At 68.4% G+C, this 24,116-nt stretch carries 21 protein-coding genes; 13 read left to right on the top strand and 8 right to left on the bottom strand.

Going from position 1 to position 24,116, the window contains the following annotated elements; all coding sequences use genetic code 11:
• Positions 1–197: 197 nt before the first annotated feature.
• The 5 genes from JI745_RS13855 (at position 198) to JI745_RS13835 (ending at position 5,947) form a co-directional block, all read left to right on the top strand.
• Positions 198–1,871 (top strand): long-chain-fatty-acid--CoA ligase, encoded by a 1,674-nt coding sequence (locus tag JI745_RS13855; RefSeq protein ID WP_201807762.1) that lies wholly within the window; start codon positions 198–200, stop codon positions 1,869–1,871.
• A 177-nt stretch (positions 1,872–2,048) separates the two neighbouring features.
• On the top strand, positions 2,049–2,546 hold the full coding sequence (locus tag JI745_RS13850) for a hypothetical protein (protein WP_201807753.1): 498 nt from the start codon (positions 2,049–2,051) through the stop codon (positions 2,544–2,546).
• A gap of 76 nt (positions 2,547–2,622) precedes the next feature.
• Complete coding sequence (locus JI745_RS13845) at positions 2,623–3,339, top strand: 16S rRNA (uracil(1498)-N(3))-methyltransferase (protein ID WP_201807751.1); 717 nt, start codon at positions 2,623–2,625, stop codon at positions 3,337–3,339.
• 8 nt (positions 3,340–3,347) lie between these two features.
• A complete protein-coding gene (locus JI745_RS13840; protein ID WP_201807748.1) occupies positions 3,348–4,526 on the top strand; it encodes an MFS transporter in 1,179 nt (392 codons plus the stop codon).
• Between the two features lie 41 nt (positions 4,527–4,567).
• Positions 4,568–5,947 carry an ATP-binding protein gene (locus JI745_RS13835; protein ID WP_201807746.1) on the top strand — a complete coding sequence of 460 codons (1,380 nt, stop codon included), beginning with the start codon at positions 4,568–4,570 and terminating at the stop codon, positions 5,945–5,947.
• On the opposite strand, the gene JI745_RS13830 is transcribed toward JI745_RS13835, so the two are convergent.
• The 7 genes from JI745_RS13830 to argS form a co-directional block, all read right to left on the bottom strand.
• Complete coding sequence (locus tag JI745_RS13830; protein ID WP_201807744.1) at positions 5,941–7,182, bottom strand: class I SAM-dependent RNA methyltransferase; 1,242 nt, start codon at positions 7,180–7,182, stop codon at positions 5,941–5,943. The genes JI745_RS13835 and JI745_RS13830 overlap by 7 nt on opposite strands.
• A complete protein-coding gene (locus JI745_RS13825; protein ID WP_201812542.1) occupies positions 7,182–8,705 on the bottom strand; it encodes an RNA polymerase factor sigma-54 in 1,524 nt (507 codons plus the stop codon). The genes JI745_RS13830 and JI745_RS13825 overlap by 1 nt, the downstream gene beginning before the upstream one ends.
• A 9-nt stretch (positions 8,706–8,714) precedes the next feature.
• Entirely contained in the window at positions 8,715–9,488 is a 774-nt protein-coding gene (lptB, locus tag JI745_RS13820) for an LPS export ABC transporter ATP-binding protein (RefSeq protein ID WP_201807742.1), read from the bottom strand.
• Positions 9,485–10,060: a lipopolysaccharide transport periplasmic protein LptA gene (lptA, locus tag JI745_RS13815; RefSeq protein ID WP_236674989.1), complete on the bottom strand. Its 576-nt coding sequence runs from the start codon at positions 10,058–10,060 to the stop codon at positions 9,485–9,487. Before lptA ends, lptB begins: the two co-directional genes overlap by 4 nt.
• Before the next feature lie 178 nt (positions 10,061–10,238).
• Positions 10,239–10,889 (bottom strand): thiol:disulfide interchange protein DsbA/DsbL, encoded by a 651-nt coding sequence (locus tag JI745_RS13810; RefSeq protein WP_201807723.1) that lies wholly within the window; start codon positions 10,887–10,889, stop codon positions 10,239–10,241.
• A 105-nt stretch (positions 10,890–10,994) separates the two neighbouring features.
• Positions 10,995–11,636 (bottom strand): SPOR domain-containing protein, encoded by a 642-nt coding sequence (locus JI745_RS13805; protein WP_201807721.1) that lies wholly within the window; start codon positions 11,634–11,636, stop codon positions 10,995–10,997.
• Between the two features lie 10 nt (positions 11,637–11,646).
• On the bottom strand, positions 11,647–13,317 hold the full coding sequence (gene argS, locus JI745_RS13800; RefSeq protein WP_201807718.1) for an arginine--tRNA ligase: 1,671 nt from the start codon (positions 13,315–13,317) through the stop codon (positions 11,647–11,649).
• A 144-nt stretch (positions 13,318–13,461) separates the two neighbouring features.
• On the opposite strand from argS, the gene JI745_RS13795 reads away from it, so the two are divergent.
• A complete protein-coding gene (locus JI745_RS13795; RefSeq protein WP_201807707.1) occupies positions 13,462–14,838 on the top strand; it encodes a serine/threonine-protein kinase in 1,377 nt (458 codons plus the stop codon).
• Positions 14,839–14,955: 117 nt separating this feature from the next.
• On the top strand, positions 14,956–15,255 hold the full coding sequence (locus tag JI745_RS13790; RefSeq protein WP_201807697.1) for a PsiF family protein: 300 nt from the start codon (positions 14,956–14,958) through the stop codon (positions 15,253–15,255).
• A gap of 43 nt (positions 15,256–15,298) precedes the next feature.
• Here JI745_RS13790 and JI745_RS13785 read toward each other — a convergent pair whose 3' ends face one another.
• Positions 15,299–16,216 (bottom strand): LysR family transcriptional regulator, encoded by a 918-nt coding sequence (locus tag JI745_RS13785; protein WP_201807694.1) that lies wholly within the window; start codon positions 16,214–16,216, stop codon positions 15,299–15,301.
• A 128-nt stretch (positions 16,217–16,344) separates the two neighbouring features.
• Between JI745_RS13785 and JI745_RS13780 the strand changes: the two genes are divergently transcribed.
• The 6 genes from JI745_RS13780 (at position 16,345) to JI745_RS13755 (ending at position 24,086) form a co-directional block, all read left to right on the top strand.
• Positions 16,345–18,543 carry a malate synthase G gene (locus tag JI745_RS13780; protein WP_201807691.1) on the top strand — a complete coding sequence of 733 codons (2,199 nt, stop codon included), beginning with the start codon at positions 16,345–16,347 and terminating at the stop codon, positions 18,541–18,543.
• 540 nt (positions 18,544–19,083) lie between these two features.
• Positions 19,084–20,028, top strand: coding sequence for a triacylglycerol lipase (locus JI745_RS13775; protein ID WP_201807688.1), 945 nt, complete (start codon positions 19,084–19,086; stop codon positions 20,026–20,028).
• The gene (locus tag JI745_RS13770; RefSeq protein ID WP_201807685.1) at positions 20,028–20,966 is read left to right on the top strand and encodes a lipase secretion chaperone; all 939 of its coding nucleotides are present in this window, start codon (positions 20,028–20,030) and stop codon (positions 20,964–20,966) included. The genes JI745_RS13775 and JI745_RS13770 overlap by 1 nt, the downstream gene beginning before the upstream one ends.
• Before the next feature lie 57 nt (positions 20,967–21,023).
• Positions 21,024–22,427 (top strand): 8-oxoguanine deaminase, encoded by a 1,404-nt coding sequence (locus JI745_RS13765; protein ID WP_201807682.1) that lies wholly within the window; start codon positions 21,024–21,026, stop codon positions 22,425–22,427.
• 40 nt (positions 22,428–22,467) lie between these two features.
• The gene (locus JI745_RS13760) at positions 22,468–23,406 is read left to right on the top strand and encodes a triacylglycerol lipase (protein ID WP_201807679.1); all 939 of its coding nucleotides are present in this window, start codon (positions 22,468–22,470) and stop codon (positions 23,404–23,406) included.
• 2 nt (positions 23,407–23,408) lie between these two features.
• Positions 23,409–24,086 carry a lipase secretion chaperone gene (locus tag JI745_RS13755; protein ID WP_236674988.1) on the top strand — a complete coding sequence of 226 codons (678 nt, stop codon included), beginning with the start codon at positions 23,409–23,411 and terminating at the stop codon, positions 24,084–24,086.
• Positions 24,087–24,116 lie beyond the last annotated feature (30 nt).

Raw genomic sequence — 24,116 nt, 5'->3', positions numbered from 1 at the left:
CCGTGACGTAGTTCTCGGCCCGGTCCCCACCAACGGGGGGCTGGGCCGAATCGTTTTGGGGCCTTCTCTAGAGGCGTTGCACCAGAAAAGAACGACCGTTCGCTCGAAACCCCTGATGGAGCCAGCGTCAGTTCGGCGTCAGAATGCCCCGCTTCATGCAGATCGCCTACTCGGACTCTCTCTCGGAGAAATCAAAAATGGAAAAGACTTGGCTCAAGCAGTACCCGGCCAGCGTGCCTGAGCAGATCAACTTCGGCCAGTACAACTCCCTGCTGGAACTGATCGAAGAGGCCTTCAAGAAACACGCGAGCGCCACGGCGTACAAGTTCCTGGGCAAGGGCTTCACCTTCGCCCAGATCGACGAGCAGTCGCGCGCGCTGGCGGCCTATCTGCAGTCGCAGGGGCTGGAGAAGGGCGACCGCGTGGCCATCATGATGCCCAACGTGCCGCAGTACCCGATCGCCGTGGCCGCGATCATCCGCGCCGGGCTGGTGGTGGTGAACGTGAACCCGCTGTACACCCCGCGCGAGCTCGAGCACCAGCTGAAGGACTCGGGCGCCAAGGCGATCGTGATCATCGAGAACTTCGCCGCCACGCTGCAGGCCTGCTACGCCGCCGTGCCCACCAAGAAGGTCATCCTCGCCTCGATGGGCGACCTGCTCGGCGTGAAGGGCCTGATCGTCAACTACGTCGTGCGCAACGTGAAGAAGATGGTGCCGGCGTTCTCGCTGCCGAGCGCCGTGCGCTTCAAGGACGCCGTGGCCGCCGGCCGCAAGGCTGCCTACCGCGCGCCCGACACCAAGCCCACCGACATCGCCGTGCTGCAGTACACCGGCGGCACCACCGGCGTGAGCAAGGGCGCGGTGCTGCTGCATCGCAACCTCGTGGCCAACACGCTGCAGTGCGAAGCCTGGTACCAGCCCGCCCTGAAGAAGATGCCCGCGGGCGAACAGATCACCACCGTGGCCGCGCTGCCGCTGTACCACATCTTCGGCTTCACCTCGAACATGATGCTGGGCATGCGCATGGGCGGCTGCAACATCCTGATCCCCAACCCGCGCGACATCCCCGCCGTGTTCAAGGACCTGTCGCGCGAGAAGGTGCACAGCCTGCCGGCGGTCAACACGCTGTTCATGGCAATGGCCAACCACCCCGACTTCAACACGGTCGACTGGAGCCACCTGAAGATCTCTGTCGGCGGCGGCATGGCCGTGCAGCAGGCGACCGCCAAGCTGTGGCTCGAGAAGACCGGCTGCCCGATCGTCGAGGGCTACGGCCTGTCGGAAACCTCGCCCACCGCCACCTGCAACCCGACCGACAGCGACAAGTTCACCGGCACCATCGGCCTGCCGCTGCCCGGCACCGAGCTCAAGCTGCTCGACGACGACGGCAACGAGGTGCCGCCCGGCACTCCGGGCGAGATCGCCATCCGCGGCCCGCAGGTGATGGCCGGCTACTGGCAGCGCCCCGACGAGACCGCCAAGGTGATGACCGCCGACGGCTTCTTCCGCACCGGCGACATCGGCACCGTGGACGACCGCGGCTACTTCCGCATCGTCGACCGCAAGAAGGACATGATCCTGGTGAGCGGCTTCAACGTCTACCCGAACGAGGTGGAAGACGTCGTGACGCAGATGCCGGGCATCCTCGAATGCGCCGCGGTGGGCGTGCCCGACGCGAAGGCGGGTGAAGCCGTCAAGCTCGTCATCGTGCGCAGCAACCCGGCCGTCACCGAGGCCGACGTGCGTTCCTACTGCGAAGCCAACATGACGGGCTACAAGCGGCCCAAGGTGGTGGAGTTCCGCAACGAACTGCCCAAGACGCCGGTCGGCAAGATCCTGCGCCGCGAGCTGCGCGACAAGGCGGCCTGACCTCCGCCTCCCGCCGCCGCGAAGAATTCCTTCGCAGGCGGCGGGAAATCGTGAAAATTTCGTGGTGTGGCGGTTCTAATGCGGAACGTCGCCTCGCCATGGGTGACCATAGAGGGAGTTTGGTGACGGGCCGATCGGGCCCGGAAACCGAAACCAGGTGGTTCACGGGAGGTAGCAGTGATCTGGAGCAAGACCGAAGCAGGACGAGCCGAAGTGCAGGCGCGTGCCCTTGTGAAGGAGCGCCTGCAGCGCAACCTGCTGCTGCTGATCGACGGGGTCAAGACCGAAGAGATGCTGCTGGCCAACGTGGTGGGCCTGAAGCATGAGGATTTCAAGTTCCTCGAGTCGCTGAACCTCATCGCCCCCGCCCCCTCGTCGTCGAGCGGCCGTTCGTCCTCGGCCGATCGGGGCGGCGCGGCGACCCAGCCGATGTCGCTTCCGCCCGACCTCGACGAGCCGCTGGGTGAAATGGACTACGGCCAGTTCACCGCCAAGCTGACCCAGTTGATCTCGAGCGAGCTCGGTCTGCGTGGCTTCACGCTCACGCTCGCCGTCGAGAAGGCCTCGACCATCGAGGAGCTGCGCGCAGTGGGCGACCGGGTGCTGGAGCAGATCCGCGAGCGCAAGGGAGTGGCCGTCGCCGACAAGGCGCGCCGGTCGCTCTTCGGCGGCTGACACCGGCCAGCGCCTCGGCGCGCTGAAAGCGCGCGCCGTTCGCAACAGCCCTGACGGCTTGCGGCACACTCGCCGGATGCCCGCTCGTGTGTTCGTCGACCAAGCCCTGGTTCCCGATGCCCTGATCGACTTGCCGCCAGGCCCCGCCCGGCATGTGCAGGTGTTGCGCCTGCAGCCCGGCGATCCGCTGACGCTCTTCAACGGCCACGGCGGTGAATGGTCGGCCCGGGTGGAGCAGATGGGGCGCAGCCAGGTGAGCGTGCAGCTGCTGGCGCACGACCCCGTCGATCGCGAGCTTGCGCAGCACGTCACGCTGGCCATCGGCATGCCGGCCAACGAGCGCATGGACGCGCTGGTCGAGAAAGCCACCGAGCTCGGCGTGGCGGCGCTGCAGCCGCTGGTGTGCGAGCGCTCGGTGCTGCGCCTGTCCGGCGAGCGTGCCGAGAAGCGCCAGGCCCATTGGCAGGCCGTGGCCGTTGCGGCGTGCGAGCAGAGCGGTCGCACCCGCGTGCCCCAGGTGGCGCCGGTGCTCACGCTGCCGGCGTGGCTCGCCGGCCAGCCGGCGCGCGAGGGCGTCGAAGCCTGTGTGCTCGACCCCCGCGCCGACACCGGCGCCCTGCCCCTCAGCCGTGCGGCGCTGTTCCTGAGCGGGCCCGAAGGCGGCTTGAGCGACGCCGAAGTGCAGCTCGCCGAAGCCCGGGGCTTTCGCCGCGTGGGCCTCGGCCCGCGCGTGCTGCGCGCCGACACGGCCCCGCTGGCCGTGCTCGCCCACCTGTCGCTGCGTTCACTCTGAGACTGCCCATGAATGCGTCCCTCCTGTGGCTCACGCTCTGCCAGGGTTTCCTGCTGATCAACAACGTCACCTTCATCGCGATCAACGGCCTCGTCGGCCTGCAGCTCGCGCCCAACGTGTGGCTGGCCACGCTGCCGGTGATGGGCTACGTGGCCGGCGGTGCGCTCTTCACCGGGCTCGTGGCACGCCACCACCGCGCCTGGGGCCGGCGGCGCGCCTTCCAGCTGAGCCTGCTGGTGGCCATGGCCTCGACCGCGCTGTGCGCCTGGGCGGCGGTGGAGCGCCAGTTCTGGTGGCTGGTGGCCGGCACGGTGATCGCGGGCTACTACAACGCGAGTGCGGGCCTCTACCGCTTCGCGGCCACCGAGCTCGTCACCCCGGCGTTCAAGGAGCGCGCGATCTCCTGGGTGCTGGCGGGCGGCATCCTCGGCGGCGTGGTGGGGCCGCAGCTCGCGAACCTCACGCGCGACGTGCTGCCCGTGCCCTTTGCCGGCGCCTATGCCGCACTGGTCGTGGTGGCGGTGATGGCGCTCGTGGTGATCTCCTTCATCCCGTTCCCTCCCTTGCCGGTGCCCAGCGCCGCGCACCCCGGACGGCCCCTGCGCGAGATCGCACGCCAGCCGGTGTTCATCGTCGCGGTGATGGCGTGCGCGCTCGGCTACGGCGTGATGAGCCTCCTGATGACGGCCACGCCGATCGCGATGGCGCAGTGCAAGCATCCCTTCTCCAGCGCCGCGCTGGTGCTCGAGTGGCACGTGCTCGGCATGTTCGTGCCGAGCTTCTTCACCGGCAGCCTGATCAAGCGCTACGGCGTGATGCCCATCCTGGTGGCAGGCCTCGTGCTCAACCTCGTGTGCGTGGCCATCGCGCTCTCGGGCGTGGACCTGATGCACTTCATCAGCGCCCTGCTGCTGCTCGGCGTGGGCTGGAACTTCCTCTACGTCGGCGGCACCACGCTTTTCACCGAGGCCTACCGGCCTGAGGAGCGCACCACCGCGCAGGCCGCGATGGACTTCTGGGTCTACATCACCATGGCGCTCACCGCCTTCGGCTCCGGCGCACTCGTCACCACCGGTGGCTGGACGTGGATGAACATCGGCACGCTGCTGCCGCTGGCGGTGCTCGCCGGCACGCTCGTGTGGCTGGCTCGGCAGCGGCGGGGCGCGGCCCCTGCCGCTGCTGGTTAGCCCTAAGCACCGGCTGTCGGTTTCCGGCGTTCACTGAAGCGATGCAGACGAACGAGGTCTACGCCCTGGCGGGTGCGCTCACGACCGGCATGCTGGCCGTGCTGCACTTCGTGGTGTGGCGCCGCCAGCGTGAGCCCTGGTCGGCCTGCTTCGCCATCAGCTACCTGCTGATCTGCGTGATCTATGCGTTCGACCGGCACCTGCAACCCGCGGGCGACCAAGCCCACTCGCAGGCGCGCGTCGGCGCCTTGCTCGCCGTGCTGCTCTTCACCGTGGGCTTCGTGCGCTACGTCAACGTGCCGGAGCTGGCGGCAAGGCGCATCACGCTGCTGGCGTCGGCAGTGACGCTGGCGCTGCTGGCCGTGGCCTGGCTGGGCTGGGTGGGGCGGCTCGGCATGTTCACCGGCTTTGCGGGCTTTCTCGCGTTCCAGGGGCTGCTGGCGCTGTGGGCGGCGCGGCGAGAGCCGGGCCATGGCCACGGGCTGGTGTTCCTCGCGATGATGCTGTACCCGGGCGTGCTGGTGGCCGCGTGGATGGGCCTGATCGAGGTCTCGTCCTTGCGCTATGCGGTGATCGTGCCGGTGGTGGTGAGCGGCACCACGGTGCTCACCACCGGCCTGCTGCGCGCCCAGCGGCGCGCCGCGCAGGAGCTGCTGCGCCGCCAGCAGGCCGAAGCGGCGCTGCAGTCGCTCAACGAGACGCTGGAGCAGCGCGTGGCGCAGCGCACCGCCGAACTGCGCGAGATGGTGGCGGGGCTCGAGAGCTTCAACCGCAGCGTCTCGCACGACCTGCGCGGGCCGCTCGGCGGGATCGCCGGCGTGTCTCGCCTGGCGAGCGAGGCCCTCGGCCGCCACGACCTCGCGACCGTCGAGCGCCTGCTGTCGGTCATCACCAGCCAGGCCGATTCGTCGGGCCAGCTGGTGAACGACCTGCTGGCGCTGGCGCGCGTCAACGATGCCCAGCTTGCCCTCCAGCCCATCGACCTGCACACCTTCGTGCAGGACACGCTGGAGCAGATCCGCCTCGCCCAGCCCGATGGCAGGCCGCTGCCGGTGAACGTGGGCCCGCTGCCCACCGTGGAGGCCGACCCCGGCCTGCTGCGGCAGGTGTACGTGAACCTGCTCGGCAACGCCCTCAAGTTCAGCCGCGAGGCGCAGCCGCCGCAGGTGGAGGTGGGCGCCTTCGTGCAGGAAGGCGAGCAGGTCTGCTTCGTGCGCGACAACGGCGTGGGCTTCGACGCGGCCGAGGCCGAGCGGCTCTTCCAACCCTTCCATCGATTGCACGGCCAGCGCTTCCCGGGGCACGGCGTGGGCCTGAGCATCGTCAAGCGCATCGTCGAGCGGCATGGCGGGCGCCTGTGGGCGCAGGCCGGGCGCCAGCAGGGCGCGACCTTCTTCTTCAGCCTGCCGTCACATCACTGAGCGCGTGCCGAGCCGGCCACGAGCTCGAAGCGGAACAGGCGGCATTCGATCGGGCCGTTCCACATCGGCACGCGGCGCGACTCCTTCAGGCGCATCGCGCTCGGCAGCTTCATGTCGGGGCTGAGCACCCAGGCGGTCCAGCCAGCAGGGTGCTGCGTGTAGGCGCGCTTCCAGTGGGCCGACAGGCGCGGGAAGAAATCGTCGGGCGCGGCGCGGTTGTCGTCGGGGCGCTCCTGCATCGAGGGGCGGGCGGCCTTGCCCGACACATCGATGCGCTCGCCGTAGGGCGGGTTGACCATCAGCGTGCCGGCGAGGTCTTCGGGCAGTTGCGGCGCCGGCCGCTCCAGCGCATCACCGCCGTTGAACTGGATGGCGTGCTCCACCCCCGCGCGCTGTGCGTTGCGCCGCGCGAAGTCGACCATGCGGAAGGACACGTCGCTCGCAAAGATGGGCACAGCGCTCGCATGGATGCGCGACTGCGCGTAGCTCTTGAGCCGCTGCCACTGCGCGCGGCTGTCGGGGTCGGCAAAGGGCAGCAGGCGCTCGAAGGCGAAGCGGCGCTTCAGGCCGGGCGCCACGCCACAGGCGATCTGCGCGGCTTCGATGGCGATCGTGCCCGAGCCGCAGCAGGGGTCGTGCAGCGCGCCGCCCGCTTCGGGCGTGCCCTGCCAGCCGGCGGCCGCGAGCATGGCGGCGGCGAGTGTTTCCTTGAGCGGGGCCTCGCCCTTGTCTTCGCGCCAGCCGCGCTTGAAGAGCGCCTCGCCGGAGGTGTCGACGTAGACCGAGGCGTGTGTCTCGCCGAGGTGCAGCGAGAGCGGCAGGTCGGGGTGGCGGGTGTCGACGCTCGGGCGCTCGCCGGTCGCGTCGCGCAGCACGTCGCACACCGCGTCTTTCACGCGCAGGGCGACGAAGTTGAGGCTGCGCAGCGGGCTGCGGTGCGCGGTGGTGTCGACACGCAGCGTGTGCTGCGGCGTGATCCACTGCGTCCAGTCGACGCTGCGTGCCAGCGCATAGATGTCGTCTTCGTGGAAGTAGGGGCCGGAGGCCACCTCGGCGAGCACACGCTGCGCGAGGCGGCTCTCCAGGTTGAGCGCCATCACGTCGGCGGGGTCGCCGTCGACGCCCACGCCACCCCGGCCCACGTGAACCGTGCGGCCCGGCAGGATGCGCGTCACCTCGTCGGCCAGCAGCGGCTCGACCCCGGCCGCACACGGCAGGAACAGGGGCAGTGCCACTACATCGCCTTGCGCAGGTTGGCCGGCGCGATGCGCAGCGCTTCGCGGTACTTGGCCACCGTGCGGCGGGCCACCTGGATGCCCTGCTCTTCGAGCATCTTGGAGAGCTGGCTGTCCGACAGCGGCTTGGCCGGGTCTTCGGCGGCGACGAGCTGCTTGATGAGCGCGCGCACCGCCGTGCTCGACGCATTGCCGCCGGCTTCGGTGTTGAGCGAGGAGCCGAAGAAGTACTTGAGCTCGAAGGTGCCGAACATGGTTGCCATGTACTTGGCGGTGGTCACGCGCGAGATGGTCGACTCGTGCAGGCCGAGTTCGTCGGCGATCTCGCGCAGCACCAGCGGCTTCATCGCGATCTCGCCGTGCGTGAAGAAGCTCTTCTGGCGCTCGACGATCGCCTGCGAGACGCGCTGGATGGTGTCGAAGCGCTGCTGGATGTTCTTCATGAACCAGCGCGCCTCCTGCAGGCGCGAGCTCAAGGCGCCGTTCGCGCCGCCCGCGCCGCGGTTGCCGCGGATCGCCTGCGCGTAGAGGTCGTTGATGCGCAGCTTGGGCATCACCTCGGGGTTGAGCACCACCTTCCAGTTGCGGCCCGCCTTCTGCACGATCACGTCGGGCACGATGATGTTGGCCTCGGCGCGTGCGAACTGGCGGCCCGGCTTGGGCTCGCACATCACGATCAGGGCCTGCGCCTCCTTGATGAGCTCGTCGTCGGCGCCGGTGGCGGCCATGAGCTTTTTCATGTCGCGCCGGGCGAGCAGCTCCAGGTGCTGCTTGCAGATGAGGATGGCGATCATCTGCGCCTCGCAGCGCTCCATCGCACGCAGCTGCAGCGTGAGGCATTCGGAGAGGTCGCGCGCGCCCACGCCGAGCGGCTCCATGTTCTGCAGCCACTTGAGCGCGCAGCGCAGGCGCTCGAGCAGCTCCTCGCGCGCTTCCTCGTCATCGCCGGCCAGGCTCGCGGCGATGTCTTCCAGCGGGTCGTCGAGGTAGCCGTCGTCGTTGAGCGACTCGATCAGCACCTTCACCGCCGCCGTGTCTTCGCCCGAGAGGCGCATGCCCAGCAGCTGGCGGTGCAGGTGGTCCTGCAGGCTCTCGCCGACGCTGTTGCGCTCGTGCGGGTCGAAGTCGTCGTTGTCGTTGTGGCTCGACGAACTGGCGCTCGGCTGCTCGCGGATGCCGTCGAAGTCGTCGGCCTCGGTGCCGTTTTCCCAGTCCTCGCGCTCGGTCGCGCCGAGCTCGACGCTGTCGACCCCGGGGGCCTCGTCGCTGCCGGCGCTGTCGACCTCGGTGGCGCGTTCGGTCTCCCGCTCGCCCGCCTGCTCAGAGGCCGTCAGGCGCTCGGTCATCGGTTCGAAGATCGGGCCGGCGTCCTCTTCCATTTCGAGGAAGGGGTTGGCTTCGAGCATCTGCTCGACTTCCTGGTGCAACTCGAGCGTCGACAGCTGCAGCAGCCGGATGGACTGCTGAAGCTGCGGCGTCAGCGCGAGATGCTGGGAGAGGCGAACCTGCAGGGACGGCTTCATGCTCATGCCCTACATCCGGAAGTGTTCTCCGAGGTAGACCTTGCGGACGTCGGCGTTCTCGACGATCTCCGTTGGTGTTCCCTCGGCCAACACCCGGCCCTCGCTGATGATGTAGGCGCGGTCGCAGATGCCCAGCGTCTCGCGCACGTTGTGGTCGGTGATCAGCACGCCGATGCCACGTGCCTTGAGGAAGCCGATGATGCGCTGGATCTCCAGCACCGCGATCGGGTCGACGCCCGCGAAGGGCTCGTCGAGCAGGATGAAGCGCGGCTGCGTGGCGAGTGCGCGGGCGATCTCGACACGCCGCCGCTCGCCGCCCGAGAGCGCGGGTGCCGGGCTCTCGCGCAGTTTTTCGATGCTCAGGTCGTTGAGCAGGCTCGTGAGCAGCTGGTCGATGGTGGCCTTCGGCAAGGACTTGCCGTCCGGCCCGTGCTGCAGCTCGAGCACCGCGCGGATGTTTTCCTCGACGGTGAGCTTGCGGAAGATCGACGCTTCCTGCGGCAGGTAGCTCAGCCCCATGCGCGAGCGCTGGTGGATGGGCAGGCGCTCGATGCGCTCGCCGTCGATGGTGATCTGGCCGGCATCGGCCCGCACCAGGCCGACGATCATGTAGAAGCTCGTGGTCTTGCCGGCGCCATTGGGGCCCAGCAGGCCCACCACCTCGCCGCTGCGCACGCCCAGGCGCACGTCCTTCACGACCTTGCGGGCGCCGTAGGTCTTCTGCAGCCCGGTCGCTTCCAGCTGGCTCGGGTGGTGCTCGGGTGTCGCGGCGGCCGCGTTCAACGCCGCGCTCCTGGGGGCACAGCCGGGGGCACGGCCGATGCGGCTTCGGCCGCTGCGGGGCTGTCCTGGCGTGGCGACAGCACGGCGCGCACGCGGCCGGTCGGGTTGGCCGGCGTGGCGGCCGAGGTGCCGCCGGCCACGGTGAAGAGCTCGGCGGTGTTGTCGTAGGTGATCAGCGCGCCGGTCACCTCGTCGGCGACGGTCTTGCCGCGCAGGCGCTTGACCGAGGCCTTGCCGCTGAAGCGGATGGTGTCGGCCTTGCTGTCGTATTCGAGCTTCTCGGCTTCGCCCTCGATGTACTCGTCGACGCCCTCCCGCTTCTGGCGGAAGGTGGCTAGCGTGCCCGGGGTGCCGATGGCAGTGGCCTGGTGGTAGCCGTCGGGCGTCTCGCGCACCTCGATGCGGCCGGCGCGGATGGCCATCGTGCCCTTGCTCACGACCACGTTGCCGTTGAAGACGACGATCTGGTTCTGCAGGTCGACCTTGCCCGGCTGGTCGGACTCGACCTCCATCTTCTTGTAGCGGTCGGCCTTCTCGGCCTGCACGGGCAAGACGATGCTGCACAGCAGCAAGACCCCGATCCACCAGCGGCGGAGCGAGGAGATGACCAATAAGGGGGATGAAAAATGGCTCATGGCGGCATGAAACTTGCAGACCATTCTAGCCACAGATCGGGCGTGAAGACCCCGATCCCAAGGGAAAGTCAGAGGAAAAAAGGCCGCTTCCCAGCGGCCTTTCAGTGGGCCTTGGTCAGCCCTTGCGCAGGGTCTGCAGCAGGTGGTCGGTCACCAGGAGCGCCTTTTCCGGGGTGCCGGCGATGGTGCCCGAGGTGAAGAACTTGCCGTGGATGCCCATCGCGGGCACGCCGTCGATCTTGTAGGCGTCGGCCAGGCGGGTGGCCTGCTTGGCCTTGGTCTGCACTGCGAAGGAGTTGAAGACTTCCAGGAACTGCGCCTTGGGCACGCCGTTCTTTTCCATGAAGGCGACCATCTGCTCGGGCTTCTCCAGCGGCTGGCGCTCGTTGTGGATGGAGTAGAAGACCTTGCGGTGCAGCGCCTCGACCTTGCCCAGCGCCTCGATCGCGTAGAAGAGCTGCTGCTGCGGCGCGTACATCTCGCGGAAGGCCACCGGCACCCGGCGGAACGCCACGTCGGCCGGCAGCTTCTTCTGCCAGGCGTCGAGGTTGGGCTCGAAGGCCGCGCAGTGCGGGCAGTTGTACCAAAAGAACTCGATGACCTCGAGCTTGCCCGCGGGCGCGCTCACCGGTGCCGCATTGCCCAGGCGGATGTAATGCTTGCCTTCGATCGGCTTGTCCTGGGCGAGCGCCGGCAGGCTGGCCGACAGGGCGGTGGCACCGAGCCCCAGGCCCATCAGGTGGGCAGAGAAGTCGCGACGGTTCATGTGGTGTGTGGGTGGGGTTGGGAGGGACGGGGTGTGACGTGCGGGGTTGTGAGTGCGCTGGGCCTCGATTGGTTCAAACCTTCATGTCTGCTTCGTTGCTGCAGGTCATTTCTGGACCTGGACCAGCGCCGACTCCACACCGGTGCTTTCGAGCTTTTCCTTCACTTGCGCGGCCTCTTCCTTCTTGTCGAACGGCCCGAGCCGCACGCGGTAGACCGTGCGGCCGGATTGCTCGCGCTCGGTGACCTTGGCCTGGTAGCCCGACATCGCGAGCTTCGCGCGCTGGGCCTCGGCATCTTCGACACGGCCGAAAGCGCCGGCCTGCACGAAGTAGCTCAACGCATCGCTGCCTGGTTTGGTGGACGCTTCGGGCGGCGTCTTGCCCGACAGGATGGCGGCCGGGTCGGGCTTCGTTGCGCCATCGGTGCTCGGCAAGCCACCGGGTGGCAGCACGCCCGAGCCGGCCGGCGGCGGGCTCACCACGCCGCTGGAGCTGCCGCCCTGGCGAGGGGGCACCTTGCTGTAGAGCGAACTGTTCGGGTCCCAGTTCTTGTTCTTCTCGGCCTCGGCGGCGTCTTGCTCGGCCGTGCGCTGCGGAACCTTGTTGACGAAGGGCACCGGCACCTTGGCGATGTAGAGCGCCACGCCGAGCGCAAGCGCGAGGCCGACCAGGAGGCCGACGATCAGGCCGAGCACGAAGCTGCCGCGCTGGCGGCCGGGCGTGCCGGGAGAAAGCTTCTTCTTCATTCGGTCTCCATCACATCTTGTCGGGCGCGCTCACGCCGAGCAGGGCGAGGCCGTTGCGCAGCACCTGGCGCGTGGCCGCCAGCAGCGCGAGGCGTGCGCGGGTCAGGTCGGCGTTGTCGTCGAGCAGGAAACGCTCGGCGGCATAGTAGCTGTGGAAGCTTCCCGCCACGTCCCGCAGGTAGAAGGCGACGTCGTGCGGGGCCAGGTCGTTGGCGGCACGCTCGAGCATCTCGGGGTATTCGGCGAGCTTCTGCATCAGCGCGACTTCGGTCGGTGCAGTGAGCAGCGCGACGTCGGCCTGCGCCAGGTTCTCGTTCGCACGCTGTGCGAGCACCGAGCAGATGCGCGCATGCGCGTACTGCACGTAGAACACCGGATTCTCGTCGTTCTGCTTGAGCGCCAGGTCCACGTCGAAGGTGAACTCGGTGTCGGCCTTGCGGCTGATGAGGAAGAAGCGCACCGCATCGCGGCTCGTCCACTCGATCAGGTCGCGCAGCGTCACGTAGCTGCCGGCGCGCTTGCTGATCTTCACTTCCGCGCCGTCGCGCACCACGCGCACCATGGTGTTGAGCACGTAGTCGGGGTAGCCCTTGGGGATGCCCACGCCCATGCCCTGCAGGCCTGCGCGCACGCGGGCGATGGTGCCGTAGTGGTCGGTGCCCTGGCAGTTGATCACCTTGGTGAAGCCGCGCTCCCACTTGCTCACGTGGTAGGCCACGTCGGGAACGAAGTAGGTGTACGAGCCGTCCGACTTGCGCATCACGCGGTCCTTGTCGTCGCCGTCGTCGGTGGTCTTGAGCCACAGCGCGCCTTCGTGTTCGTAGGTCTTGCCGGCATCGATCAGCTTCTTCACCGTCGCCTCGACCTTGCCCGAGCTATACAGGCTCGACTCGAGGAAGTAGTGGTCGAACTTCACGCCGAAGGCCTGCAGGTCCAGGTCCTGCTCGTGGCGCAGGTAGGCCACGGCGAACTGGCGGATGTTGTCGAGGTCGTCCGGGTCGCCCGAGGCGGTGAATTCGCGGTCGTCGGCCTTGATGGTCTTCTTGGCGAGGTAGTCGGCCGCGACGTCGGCGATGTAGTCGCCGTTGTAGGCGTTCTCGGGCCACTCGGCGTCACCGGGCTTGAGGCCCTTGATGCGCGCCTGCGTCGAGGTCGCGAGTGTCGCGATCTGCACACCCGCGTCGTTGTAATAGAACTCGCGCTGCACCTTCCAGCCCTGCGTCTCGAAGAGGTGGCTGATCGAATCGCCGAGGGCGCCCTGGCGCGCATGGCCCACGTGCAGCGGGCCGGTCGGGTTGGCCGAGACGAACTCGACCATCAGCTTCTGCCCGTTGGCCGCCTTGCGGCCGAAGGCCTCGGCCTCACGCAGCACCTGCGGCACGATGGCCTGCTTGGCAGAGGCCTTCAGGCGCAGGTTGATGAAGCCGGGGCCGGCGATCTCCATTGCGTCGACCCATCGTTGCACCGCGGGTCGCTGCTGCAGTGCAGCGATCAGCGCTTGCGCGAACTCGCGCGGGTTCTTCTTCAGCGGCTTGGCCAGCTGCATCGCGGCGGTGCAGGCGAGGTCGCCGTGGGCGGCTTGCTTGGGCGACTCGAAAGCCGCGGGCACGGCCGTGCCGGGCGCAAGTTCGGCGAGCGCTTCGGCCAGGGCGGCCAGCAGCTCCTGTTTGGCTTGGATCATCGGCGGATTCTAAGTGGCGCCTCCCCTCGTCTTGCACTGCACAAGAGCCCGCTCGATGCGTCTGGGGCTGCGGCGAAATGGACGACGTTTTGTGCTCAATTTGGCAAGCAGGGCCTTGGCGCCGGTGCCAAGATGTCAGTTCGCATGTCCTCGTTCTCGCCCTCGTTCACGCCGGTCTCCGTCACCCCCAGCGGGTTTGCCGGCCTGCCCTTGCCAACGCAGATCGGCAAGTACCCGGTCTTGCGCCGGCTCGGCGAAGGCGCCACCAGCGAAGTCTTCCTCGCGCGTGACGACTTCCACCAGCGCGACGTCGCCATCAAGCGCGTGCGCGCCGGTGCGACCAACGACCCGACTGACGGCCGCTACTTCGAGCGCTTCTTTGCCGCCGAGGCCGCCCTCGTCGGCCGCCTCAAGCACCCGAACGTCGTGCAGATCTACGACGCGGTCGTCGACCCGGCCGACTCGTACCTCGTGATGGAGTACGTCAACGGCACGACGCTGCGCCCCTACTGCCGCGCCGACCAGCTGCTGCCGCTCGAGCTCATCGTCGAAATCGGCTTCAAGTGCGCGATGGCGCTCGGCTACGTGTACCGCCAGGGCCTGATCCACCGCGACGTGAAGCCGGCCAACCTCTTGGCCGTCATCAACAACGGCCACATCACCGACGTGAAGATCAGTGACTTCGGCAGCGCGCTCAACATGGCGAGCGAGACGACGCAGGTCTACCGCGTGGGGTCGCTGGCGTACATGTCGCCCGAGCAGCTCGACGGCAACCAGCTCGACTGCCGCGCCGACATGTATTCGCTCGGCGCGGTGCTCTACCACCTGATCGCCGGCCGGCCGCTCTTCGACTCGACCTCGCAGTCGGCCATGATGAACCAGATCTACAGCGCCGAGCCCACGCTGCTGAGCAGCCTGCGCTCGGGCGTGGGGGCTGGCGTCGACAGCGTGATCCTGTCGGCCGTGGCCAAGCGCCCCGAGGACCGCTATGCGAGCTGGGACGATTTCGCCCAGGCTCTGTCCAGCCTGATCACCACGCAGCAGGTGCCGCGCGGCCACCTGCAGGGCGTGCTCGACTCCGAGCGATTCAACCTCTTGCGCAGCCTCGACTTCTTCTCCAACTTCGGCGACGTCGAACTCTGGGAAGTGGTGCACCGCGCGAAGTGGCAGCGCTTCCCCTTCGGCCACGCGCTCTACAGCAAGGGCGAAGAAGGCAACACCTTCCACATCATTGCCCAGGGCGAGGTGGAGGTGTACCGCGATGGCGAGAAGGTCGCGCAACTCGGCTCGGGCACCTCGGTGGGCGAGATGGCCTACCTCGCGCCCAGCCCGGAGCTGCGCAAGCACAGCACCAACGTGATCGTCACCGACCCGGCGACCACCATCTCGTTCACACCGGAGACATTGGCGCAGGTCAGCCCGAACTGCCGGCACCTGTTCGACGAAGCCTTCATCCGCGTGTTGGTGCGCCGCCTGCATGTCGCGCACGAAGCGCTCGCGCACCCGCGGCGCATTCTCTGATCTGCGTCAGCCCCACGACGCGTTGTTGCGTTGTAGCCATTGCTGGGCGCAAGGGGCAGTGCTTCAATCCGACCCGGCGAACCCCTCGTCAAACACCCCTCCGGGAAGGACCACACCATGAAGACACTTCTCAGCGCGATCGCCCTGGCCCTGGCCGGCCTCGCCACCTCTGCTCACGCAGCCGATGACGCCAAGAAGCCCACGGCGCAGCAGAGCAAGATGACGACGTGCAACAAGGAAGCCGGCGACAAGAAGGGCGACGAGCGCAAGGCCTTCATGTCCGAGTGCCTCAAGAAAGACAGCGACGGCAAGACCGCGCAGCAGAACAAGATGAAGACCTGCAGCGCCGACTTCAAGAAGACGGGCAAGCCCACTGGCGAGCGCCAGGCCTTCATGAAAGAGTGCCTCTCGAAGTAAGTCGACAGCCTCTGGTCAAACGCCCGGTTCCACCGGGCGTTTTTCATGGCGCCGTCGCCGCCTTCCAGTAGGCCGCGTCGCCATACGTCTGCTTGAGGTGGTCGACCCAGAGGCGCACGCGCAGCGGCAGGTGCTTGCGTTGCGCGAAGACGGCGTAGATGCCGTTGGGCGGCGCGGCGTAGTCGTCGAGCACGCTGACGAGATCGCCGCTCGCGAGGTGGCTTTCCACTTCCCAGGTCGAGCGCCACGCGAGGCCCAGGCCGGCGAGGCACCAGTCGTGCAGCACCTGGCCGTCGTTGCACGAGAGGCTGCCGGTCAGGCGCAGGTGGTCGACCTCGCCGTCGAGCGTGAAGGCCCAGCCGCGGGTCTGGCTGGCCTCGGTGCTCAGGGTCAGGCAGTCGTGGTGAGCCAGGTCGTTCGGGTGCTGGGGCGTGCCGGCGCGGGCCAGGTACTTCGGTGACGCGACGCAGAGCCTCCGGTTGTCGGCCAGCCGCACGCTGACGAGGCTGCTTTCCGGCAGGTCGCCCACGCGCACGGCGCAGTCGTAGCCCTCGTTGACGATGTCGACCACGCGGTCCGACAGGTTCAGGGAGACGTTCACATCCGGGTGCTGGGCCACGAAGCCGGGCACCAGCGGGGCCACGTGGCGGCGGCCGAAACCGGCCGGCGCAGTGATGCGTAAGTAGCCACTGGCTTTCACGCCACCCGCGCTGACGCTTGCCTCGGCCGTGGCCAGATCGGCCAGCAGGCGCTGGCAGTCTTCGAGGAAGGCGCTGCCTTCGTGGGTCAGCGTGATGCGCCGGGTGGTGCGCACCAGAAGCTTCACGCCGAGCCGTTCCTCCAGTGCATCGATGCGCCGGCCCACCACCGCCGGGGCGATGCCTTCGGCCGCGGCCGCCGCGGTGAGGCTGCCCTTGGCGGCCACGGCGACGAAGGATTCGAGTTGCTTGAGCTTGTCCATGGGAGGCCGGAGATTACCTCCTTCCAAGTCATGAATCCCGAACTTGTGCGCTACTTACTCTCTCTGGCGAGATCGAATAGATTGCGCTCTTTCGTCTTTTTTGCACTGCACATAAAAGGAGAGGGCACATGTCCGCACGCACCACCGTCCACGGCCTGCAGGTCGATTCCGCACTGCACCGCTTCATCGAAACCCAGGTGCTGCCCGGCACGGGCGTCGCCGCGGCCGACTTCTGGAAGGGCTTCGATGCCATCGTGCGCGACCTTGCGCCGAAGAACATCGCGCTGCTCGCCGAGCGCGACCGCCTGCAGTCGGAAATGGACAAGTGGCACACCGCCAACCCCGGCCCGATCACCGACATGAAGGCCTACCGCGCCCACCTCGAGAAGATCGGCTACCTCGTGCCCCCGCCCAAGAAGGCCAAGGCCACGACGAAGAACGTCGACGCCGAGCTCGCCGTCCAGGCCGGCCCGCAGCTGGTGGTGCCCATCCTGAATGCGCGTTATGCCCTCAACGCTGCCAACGCCCGCTGGGGCTCGCTGTACGACGCGCTGTACGGCACCGATGCCATCAGCGAGAAGGGCGGCGCCGAGCGCGCTGGCGCCTACAACCCGGTGCGTGGCGCCAAGGTCATCGAGTACGCGCGCCATGTGCTCGACCGCACCGCGCCGCTGAAGAAGGGCTCGCACATCGACTCCGTGGGCTACGCCGTGGAAGACGGCAAGCTCGTCGTCACGCTCAAGAACGGCAAGACCACCGGCCTCGAAGAGAAGGACCAGTTCGTCGGCTATCAAGGTGACGCGAAGTCGCCCTCATCGGTGCTGCTGCAGCACAACGGCCTGCACATCGACATCCGCATCGACCGCAACACCCCGATCGGCAAGACCGATCCGGCCGGCGTGAGCGACCTGGTGCTCGAAGCCGCGCTCTCGACCATCCTCGACCTCGAAGACTCGGTCGCCGCCGTCGACGCCGAAGACAAGCTGCTCGCCTACACCAACTGGCTCGGCATCCTGAAGGGCACGCTGACCGAAGAGGTGAGCAAGGGTGGCAAGACCTTCACCCGCGGCCTCAACGAAGACCGCGTGTACACCGCGCCCAAGGGCAAGGGCGAGGTCGTGCTGCATGGCCGCTCGCTGCTCTTCGTGCGCAACGTGGGCCACCTGATGACCAACCCGGCGATCCTCTACGGTGACGGGAAGGAAATCCCAGAAGGCATCATGGACGCCGTCATCACGACCACGATCGCGCTGCACGACCTCAAGCGCACCGGCAACAAGAAGATCCGCAACTCGCGCACCGGCAGCGTCTACATCGTGAAGCCGAAGATGCACGGCCCGGCCGAAGTGGGCTTCGCCGCCGAGCTCTTCTCGCGCGTGGAAGAACTGCTCGGTCTGCCCGACAGCACCGTGAAGCTCGGCATCATGGACGAGGAGCGCCGCACCAGCGTCAACCTCAAGGCCTGCATCGCCGCCGCTGCGTCGCGCGTCGCCTTCATCAACACCGGCTTCCTCGACCGCACCGGCGACGAGATGCACACCGCCATGCTGGCCGGCCCGATGATGCGCAAGGGCGACATGAAGACCAGCGCCTGGATCCAGGCCTACGAGAAGAGCAACGTGCTCGTCGGCCTCGGCATGGGCCTGCGTGGCCGCGCGCAGATCGGCAAGGGCATGTGGGCCATGCCCGACCTGATGGCCGCCATGCTCGAGCAGAAGATCGTTCACCCCAAGGCTGGCGCCAACACCGCCTGGGTGCCGAGCCCGACCGCCGCCACGCTGCACGCGCTGCACTATCACCAAGTGAAGGTGAGCGACGTGCAGAAGCAACTGGAGAAGACCGACGCCGACGAGATGCGCGACGAGCTGCTCAAGGGCCTGCTGCAGGTGCCGGTGGTGAAGGAGGCCAACTGGTCTGCCGCCGAGCGCCAGCAGGAACTCGACAACAACGTGCAGGGCATCCTCGGCTACGTGGTGCGCTGGATCGACCAGGGCGTGGGCTGCTCCAAGGTGCCCGACATCCACAACGTCGGCCTGATGGAAGACCGCGCCACGCTGCGCATCAGCAGCCAGCACATCGCCAACTGGCTGGAGCACAAGGTCGTGACCGAGAAGCAGGTGCGCGAGACCTTCGAGCGCATGGCGGCAGTGGTCGACAAGCAGAACGCCGGCGACCCGCTCTACAAGAAGCTCGCAGGCAACGCGAAGACCTCGATGGCGTACCAGGCCGCGCTCGACCTCGTCTTCAAGGGCAAGGAACAGCCGAGTGGCTACACGGAGCCGCTGCTGCATGCATGGCGCTTGAAGTTGAAAGCAGCTACTCGCTGAGCGTTCTTTCTCTTCGATTGAAAGCGGCGTCCCTTGGGGCGCCGTTTTTCTTTTTGTCATTCGGAGCGGCGAGGAGGGCTTGGGGATGCGGATTCCTCCGTGTCCCTCCTTGATGAACGCTCCCGCGTTCATCAATTCCTTCCTTTACCTACGGAATCCGCATCCCCAAGCCCTCCTCGCGAGACGCACTGCTCTGCCACGTTTTCTAGCGGGGCACGGCCTCTCGCGCCAAGGGGCTGGGGTGAGCAAATCCCGGAGGTAAAGGAGGAGCCCGTTCACCACGGGAGTGGTGAACGGGCGGGGGACACGTAGGGATTTGTTCACCCCAGCCCCTTGGCGTCGCTCCGACCAAACCAAGCAAGGGAAACTCCCTCCCCCCCTGGCACGACACGCCAGCGAATGGCGCGGATTGCCACTTACGCCAACCGCGCGTCGGTTCAAGAATTTCCTGCATCAACGTATCGGCCCGTCAGTGGCCGAGCGGTGATCGTCATTCGCCTGGAGGGCGTCGGCGCATCTCACCCACAAGCAGGAGACAACATGACCCTTCGCCATCGCCTGATGCGCGGCCTGTGCAGTGCCGCGCTCGCTGCAGGCCTTTCCTTCGGTGCCACGACGCATGCCGTCGCCGACACCTACACCCAGACCCGCTACCCCGTCGTGCTCGTGCACGGTGCCTTCGGCTTCGATGCCATCGGGCCGGTGAGCTACTGGTACGGCATCGTCAACGCGCTGCGCAGCGGTGGTGCGACCGTCTACACGCCGAGCGTGTCGGGCGCGGAAACGTCTGAAGCCCGTGGCGAACAGCTGCTGCGTCACCTGCGCTCGCTCAAGGCCGCGTACGGCCACCAGAAGTTCAACCTCATCGGCCACAGCCATGGCGGCCCGACCGCGCGTTACGTCGCCGCCGTCGCGCCCGACCTGGTGGCCTCGGTGACGACGGTCGGCTCGCCGCACGCCGGCAGCAAGGTCGCCGATGCGATCGAGACCGTGACCTCGTGGACCGGCACCACCGGCTTCGCCGCCACGATCGCCAACGGCCTCGCCGCCACCATCGCCTTCCTCTCCGGCTCGCCCAACCTGCCGCAGGATTCGCTGGGCTCACTCAAGTCGCTCAGCACGCGCGGTGCCGCCAACTTCAACAACCGCTTCCCCCAAGGCAAGCCCACCACGTCGTGCGGCCAGGGCCCGGCCTCGGTGAACGGCATCCGCTACTGGTCGGTGGGCGGCACGAGCGTCGCGACCAACGTGCTCGACGTGAGCGATGCCCTGCTGGTGGCCAGCAGCGTGGTCTTCGGCTTCGAGCAGAACGACGGTCTCGTGAGCCAGTGCTCCAGCCACTGGGGCACCGTGCTGAAAGACAACTACGCGTGGAACCACCTCGATGAAGTGAACCAGGCCTTCGGCCTGCGGGGCCTGTTCTCGCAGGACCCGGTCGCGTTCTACCGCGCGCAGGCCAATCGCATCAAGTCGGCAGGCCTGTGATGCTCGCGCGGCACCGCTGGCGGTATGGCGCGGTGCCGCTCGCACTCGCACTGGTGTGGGGCGCCTACGGGTGGCTCACATCCGAAGACGGCCGGGGGCCACAAGCCACTGCGCCGGTCTTCACCGATTGGAACTTCAGCCCCTACGCACGCGGCGAGCCGCTGCCGTCCGTGCAGCACAACGCCGATGCGGCACGTGCCGCCGATGCCGCGCGCGCGCATGTGCAGACCGTGCTCGAGCGCGGCTCGCTGCGCGAGTCGGAGCTCGACGGTGACTGGGGTCGCTGGGTCGAGGGGCAACTGCAGCCGAGCCGAACGCTGCGCCAACGTTTCGACTACCTGCTCACCTCGCTCGGCGAAGCCGACCCTGCGCAACTGCGCCACTGGATCGAGCAGGAGGTGACCGCACAAAAAAGTGCTGCCGCCGCACGGCAGGTGCTCGCCGTGTGGGACCGCTACATCGCCTTGCAGCAGCACCGCTTCCGCCACGCGCCCAACGTGGCCGACCCCAGCACCTGGGCCGCCGCACTCGCCGAGCGCAGCCAGGTGCGCCAGCAGCTGCTGGGCCGCGACTGGGCGCAGGCCTTCTACGCCGACGAAGAAGCCGCGTTCGCACAACACATCGAGCAACGCCAGCAAGGCCGCATCGAGGCCGATCCCAGCGCGCTGCTCGTCGCCAGCCCCCATGCCAACACCGACCAGCTGCACGCCCAGCGTGTGCAACAACTCGGGGCCGACGCCGCCGAGCGCCTGCGCGCCGAAGACCAGGCCTGGGCCGATTGGGAGCGCCGCCTCGAGGCGGCCCGTGCAAGCCTGCAGAAGATCGCCGCCGCGCCGGAGCTGTCGGCCGAGCAGAAGCGCGAGGCCCAGAGCCGCGAACTCGCCAGCACCTTCACCGGCGGCGAACTGGTGCGCGCCCGCGCGCTGCTGGGCCTGTGAGCCACTGCCGGCGCTGACCGGCCCGGATATTGCACCAGGCCTCACACCGGAGGCCTCATGCACGACCACGACCACGACCACGACCACGACACCGCACCCACCCTGCTGATCCGCCACGCCCGCCTGCTCGTCACGATGGACGATGCGCGGCGCGAGATCGAAGACGGCGCCGTCTTCGTGCGCGGGAACGCCATCGAAGCGGTCGGCACCACCGCCGAGCTGCCGCAGCAGGCCGACGAGGTGATCGACGCCCACGACCAGTTGGTGATCCCTGGCCTCGTGAACACCCACCACCACATGTACCAGTCGCTCACGCGCGCGCTGCCCGCTGCGCAGGACCGCGAGCTCTTCGGCTGGCTGCGTGCGCTCTATCCGGTGTGGGCCGGGCTCACGCCCGAGATGGCCCACGTGTCCACGCAGACGGCGATGGCCGAGCTGCTGCTGTCGGGTGCCACCACCAGCAGCGACCACCTGTACCTCTACCCCAACGGCACCCGGCTCGACGACTGCCTGGAGGCCGCGCGCGAGATCGGCATGCGTTTCCACGCGGCGCGCGGGTCGATGAGCGTCGGCGAATCGCAAGGCGGCCTGCCGCCCGACCGGGTGGTCGAGCCCGAAGACGCCATCCTCGCCGACACGCAGCGCGTGATCGAACGCTGGCACGACGCCTCGCGCTTCGCGATGCAGCGCATCGTGGTCGCGCCCTGCTCGCCGTTCTCGGTCAGCCGCGGGCTGATGCGCGATGCGGCCGTGCTCGCGCGGCAGCACGGCGTCTCGCTGCACACCCACCTGGCCGAGAACGACAACGACATCGCCTACACGCGCGAGAAGTTCGGCTGTACGCCGGCCGAATACGCCGAAGAGCTCGGCTGGCTCGGCCGCGACGTGTGGTGTGCCCACTGCGTGAAGCTCGACGAGGCCGGCATCCGCCTCTTCGCGCGCACCGGCACCGGCGTGGCGCACTGCCCCTGCTCCAACATGCGCCTGGCCTCAGGCATCGCGCCCATTCGCGCGATGCGCGACGCCGGTGTGCCGGTCGCCATCGGTGTGGACGGCAGCGCCTCCAACGACAGCGGCCACATGCTGGCCGAAGTGCGCCAGGCCATGCTGCTGCAGCGTGTGGCCTACGGCGCCGACAAAGGCCCGTCGGCGATGGGCGCACGCGAGGTGCTGGAGATCGCCACCCGCGGCGGTGCGCAGGTGCTCAACCGCGACGACATCGGCCAGCTCGCGCCTGGCATGGCGGCCGACATCGTGACCCTGCCGCTCACCGGCATCGGCGTCGCCGGTGCCTTGCACGACCCGCTGGCGGCGCTCGTCTTCGGCCATGTGCCGAGCGTGCGGCACAGCATCGTCAACGGCCGCGTCGTCGTGCGGGATGGCGAGCTCACGACCGTCGACCTGCCGCGCCTCGTCGAGCGGCACAACCGGCTCGCGCGGCAGCTGGCCGAAGCCGCTTGACCTGCCCGAGCTGACACACACGCCGCTTCACAATGCGGGCATGCGCCACGCCGGCTTCCGCATCGTCCCCTGGCTCGTCGCCCTCCTGCTCGTCCTGCCGGGGTTCGGCGTGCGCGCCGCCGACACCGGCATCGACAGGTACACGCAGACCCGGCACCCCATCGTGCTGGTGCACGGCCTCTTCGGCTTTCACACCATCGGCCCGCTCGACTACTTCCACGGCGTGGCCGATGCGCTGCGCGCGGGCGGCGCCACCGTCTATGCGCCGGCGGTGTCGGCCGCCAACCTCTCCGAGGTGCGCGGCGAGCAGTTGCTGCAGGAGTTGCTCGCACTGAAGGCCGCGTATGGCCACGAGAAATTCCACCTCATCGGGCACAGCCATGGCGGGCCGACGGCGCGCTATGTCGCCGCCGTCGCGCCCGAGATCGTGGCCTCGGTCACCACCGTCGGCTCGCCGCACACCGGCAGCAAGACCGCCGATGCGATGAAGGACGTGTCGCGCCGCAGCAGCCTGCCCGCATGGCTGGCCAACACCGTGTCGGGCGCGCTCTCGTGGCTGGCCGGCGAGCCCGGCCTGCCGCAAGACGCACTTGGCGCGCTGACCTCGCTCGACAGCGCCGGCGCCGCCGTCTTCAACCGCCGCTTCCCGCAGGGCATGCCGCTCACGCCGTGCGGCGAAGGCGCGGCCGTCGTCAACGGCGTCCACTACTTCTCGATGGGCGGCACGCGCATCAACACCAACGCGCTCGACGCGAGCGATGCGGTGCTGGCGATCACCAGCCGCGACTTCGGCCACGAGCCCAACGACGGGCTGGTGGGCCGCTGCTCCAGCCACTGGGGCACGGTGCTGCGCGACGACTACGAGTGGAACCACCTCGACCAGGTCAACCAGGCGCTCGGCCTGCGCGCGCCGCTGTCGCCCGACCCGCTGGCGGTGTATCGCCTGCATGCCAATCGGCTGCGCAGGCTGGGGCTGTGACGATGGTGAAGCGCGCGCTGCTGCTCCTGATGCTCACGACCGCGCTCGCCGCCTGTGCGGCCCCGCCGCCCACGCCGCGCAGCGTCGACGAGGTGCGCGCCACCGGCTCGTTGCGCGGCACCGAGCTCGACGGGGCCTGGGCCGCGCCCGGCAAACGGCGCGAGGCCGAGGCCTTGCTGCTGCGCCGCTTCGACCATTTGCTCACCGCGCTCGGCGAGACCAGCCTGCCCGAGCTGCGCCGCTTCATCGAGCGCGAGGTCACGCGCGAGCATGGCCCCCAGGCGGCCCACGAGGCGCTGGCCGCGTGGGACGACCACCTTGCCGTGCTGCAGGGCCGCCCGCCAACGCAGATGCCCGACGGCCCCGCGCCCGAGCCGACGCCGCGCGTGCCGAAGCGCCCCGCGGTGGTCCCGCGTTCGCTGCTCGCACCCGACAAGCCCGTCAACGAGGCCGACGCGCAGGCCCTGCACGCGCAGCGTGTCGCCCAGCTCGGCGCCGCCGCGGCCGAGCGCCTGCGTGCGCAGGACCTGTCGCGCTGGGACTGGCAGCGCCGTATCGACGATGCACGTTCTGCCCTGCAGAGCCTGGCGCCGGCCGCGAAGGACGCCGAGCTCGCGCGCCGCTTCACCGGCCGCGAGTTGCCGCGCGCCCGTGCCCTGCTCGGCCTGCCACCTGCATGACAGGCAAGGCGACACCCAGCGCTTAGGATG

It is taken from the genome of Piscinibacter sp. HJYY11 (assembly GCF_016735515.1).
Classification (GTDB): Bacteria; Pseudomonadota; Gammaproteobacteria; order Burkholderiales; family Burkholderiaceae_C; genus Rhizobacter.
This window is presented reverse-complemented; position numbering and strand designations above follow the sequence as displayed.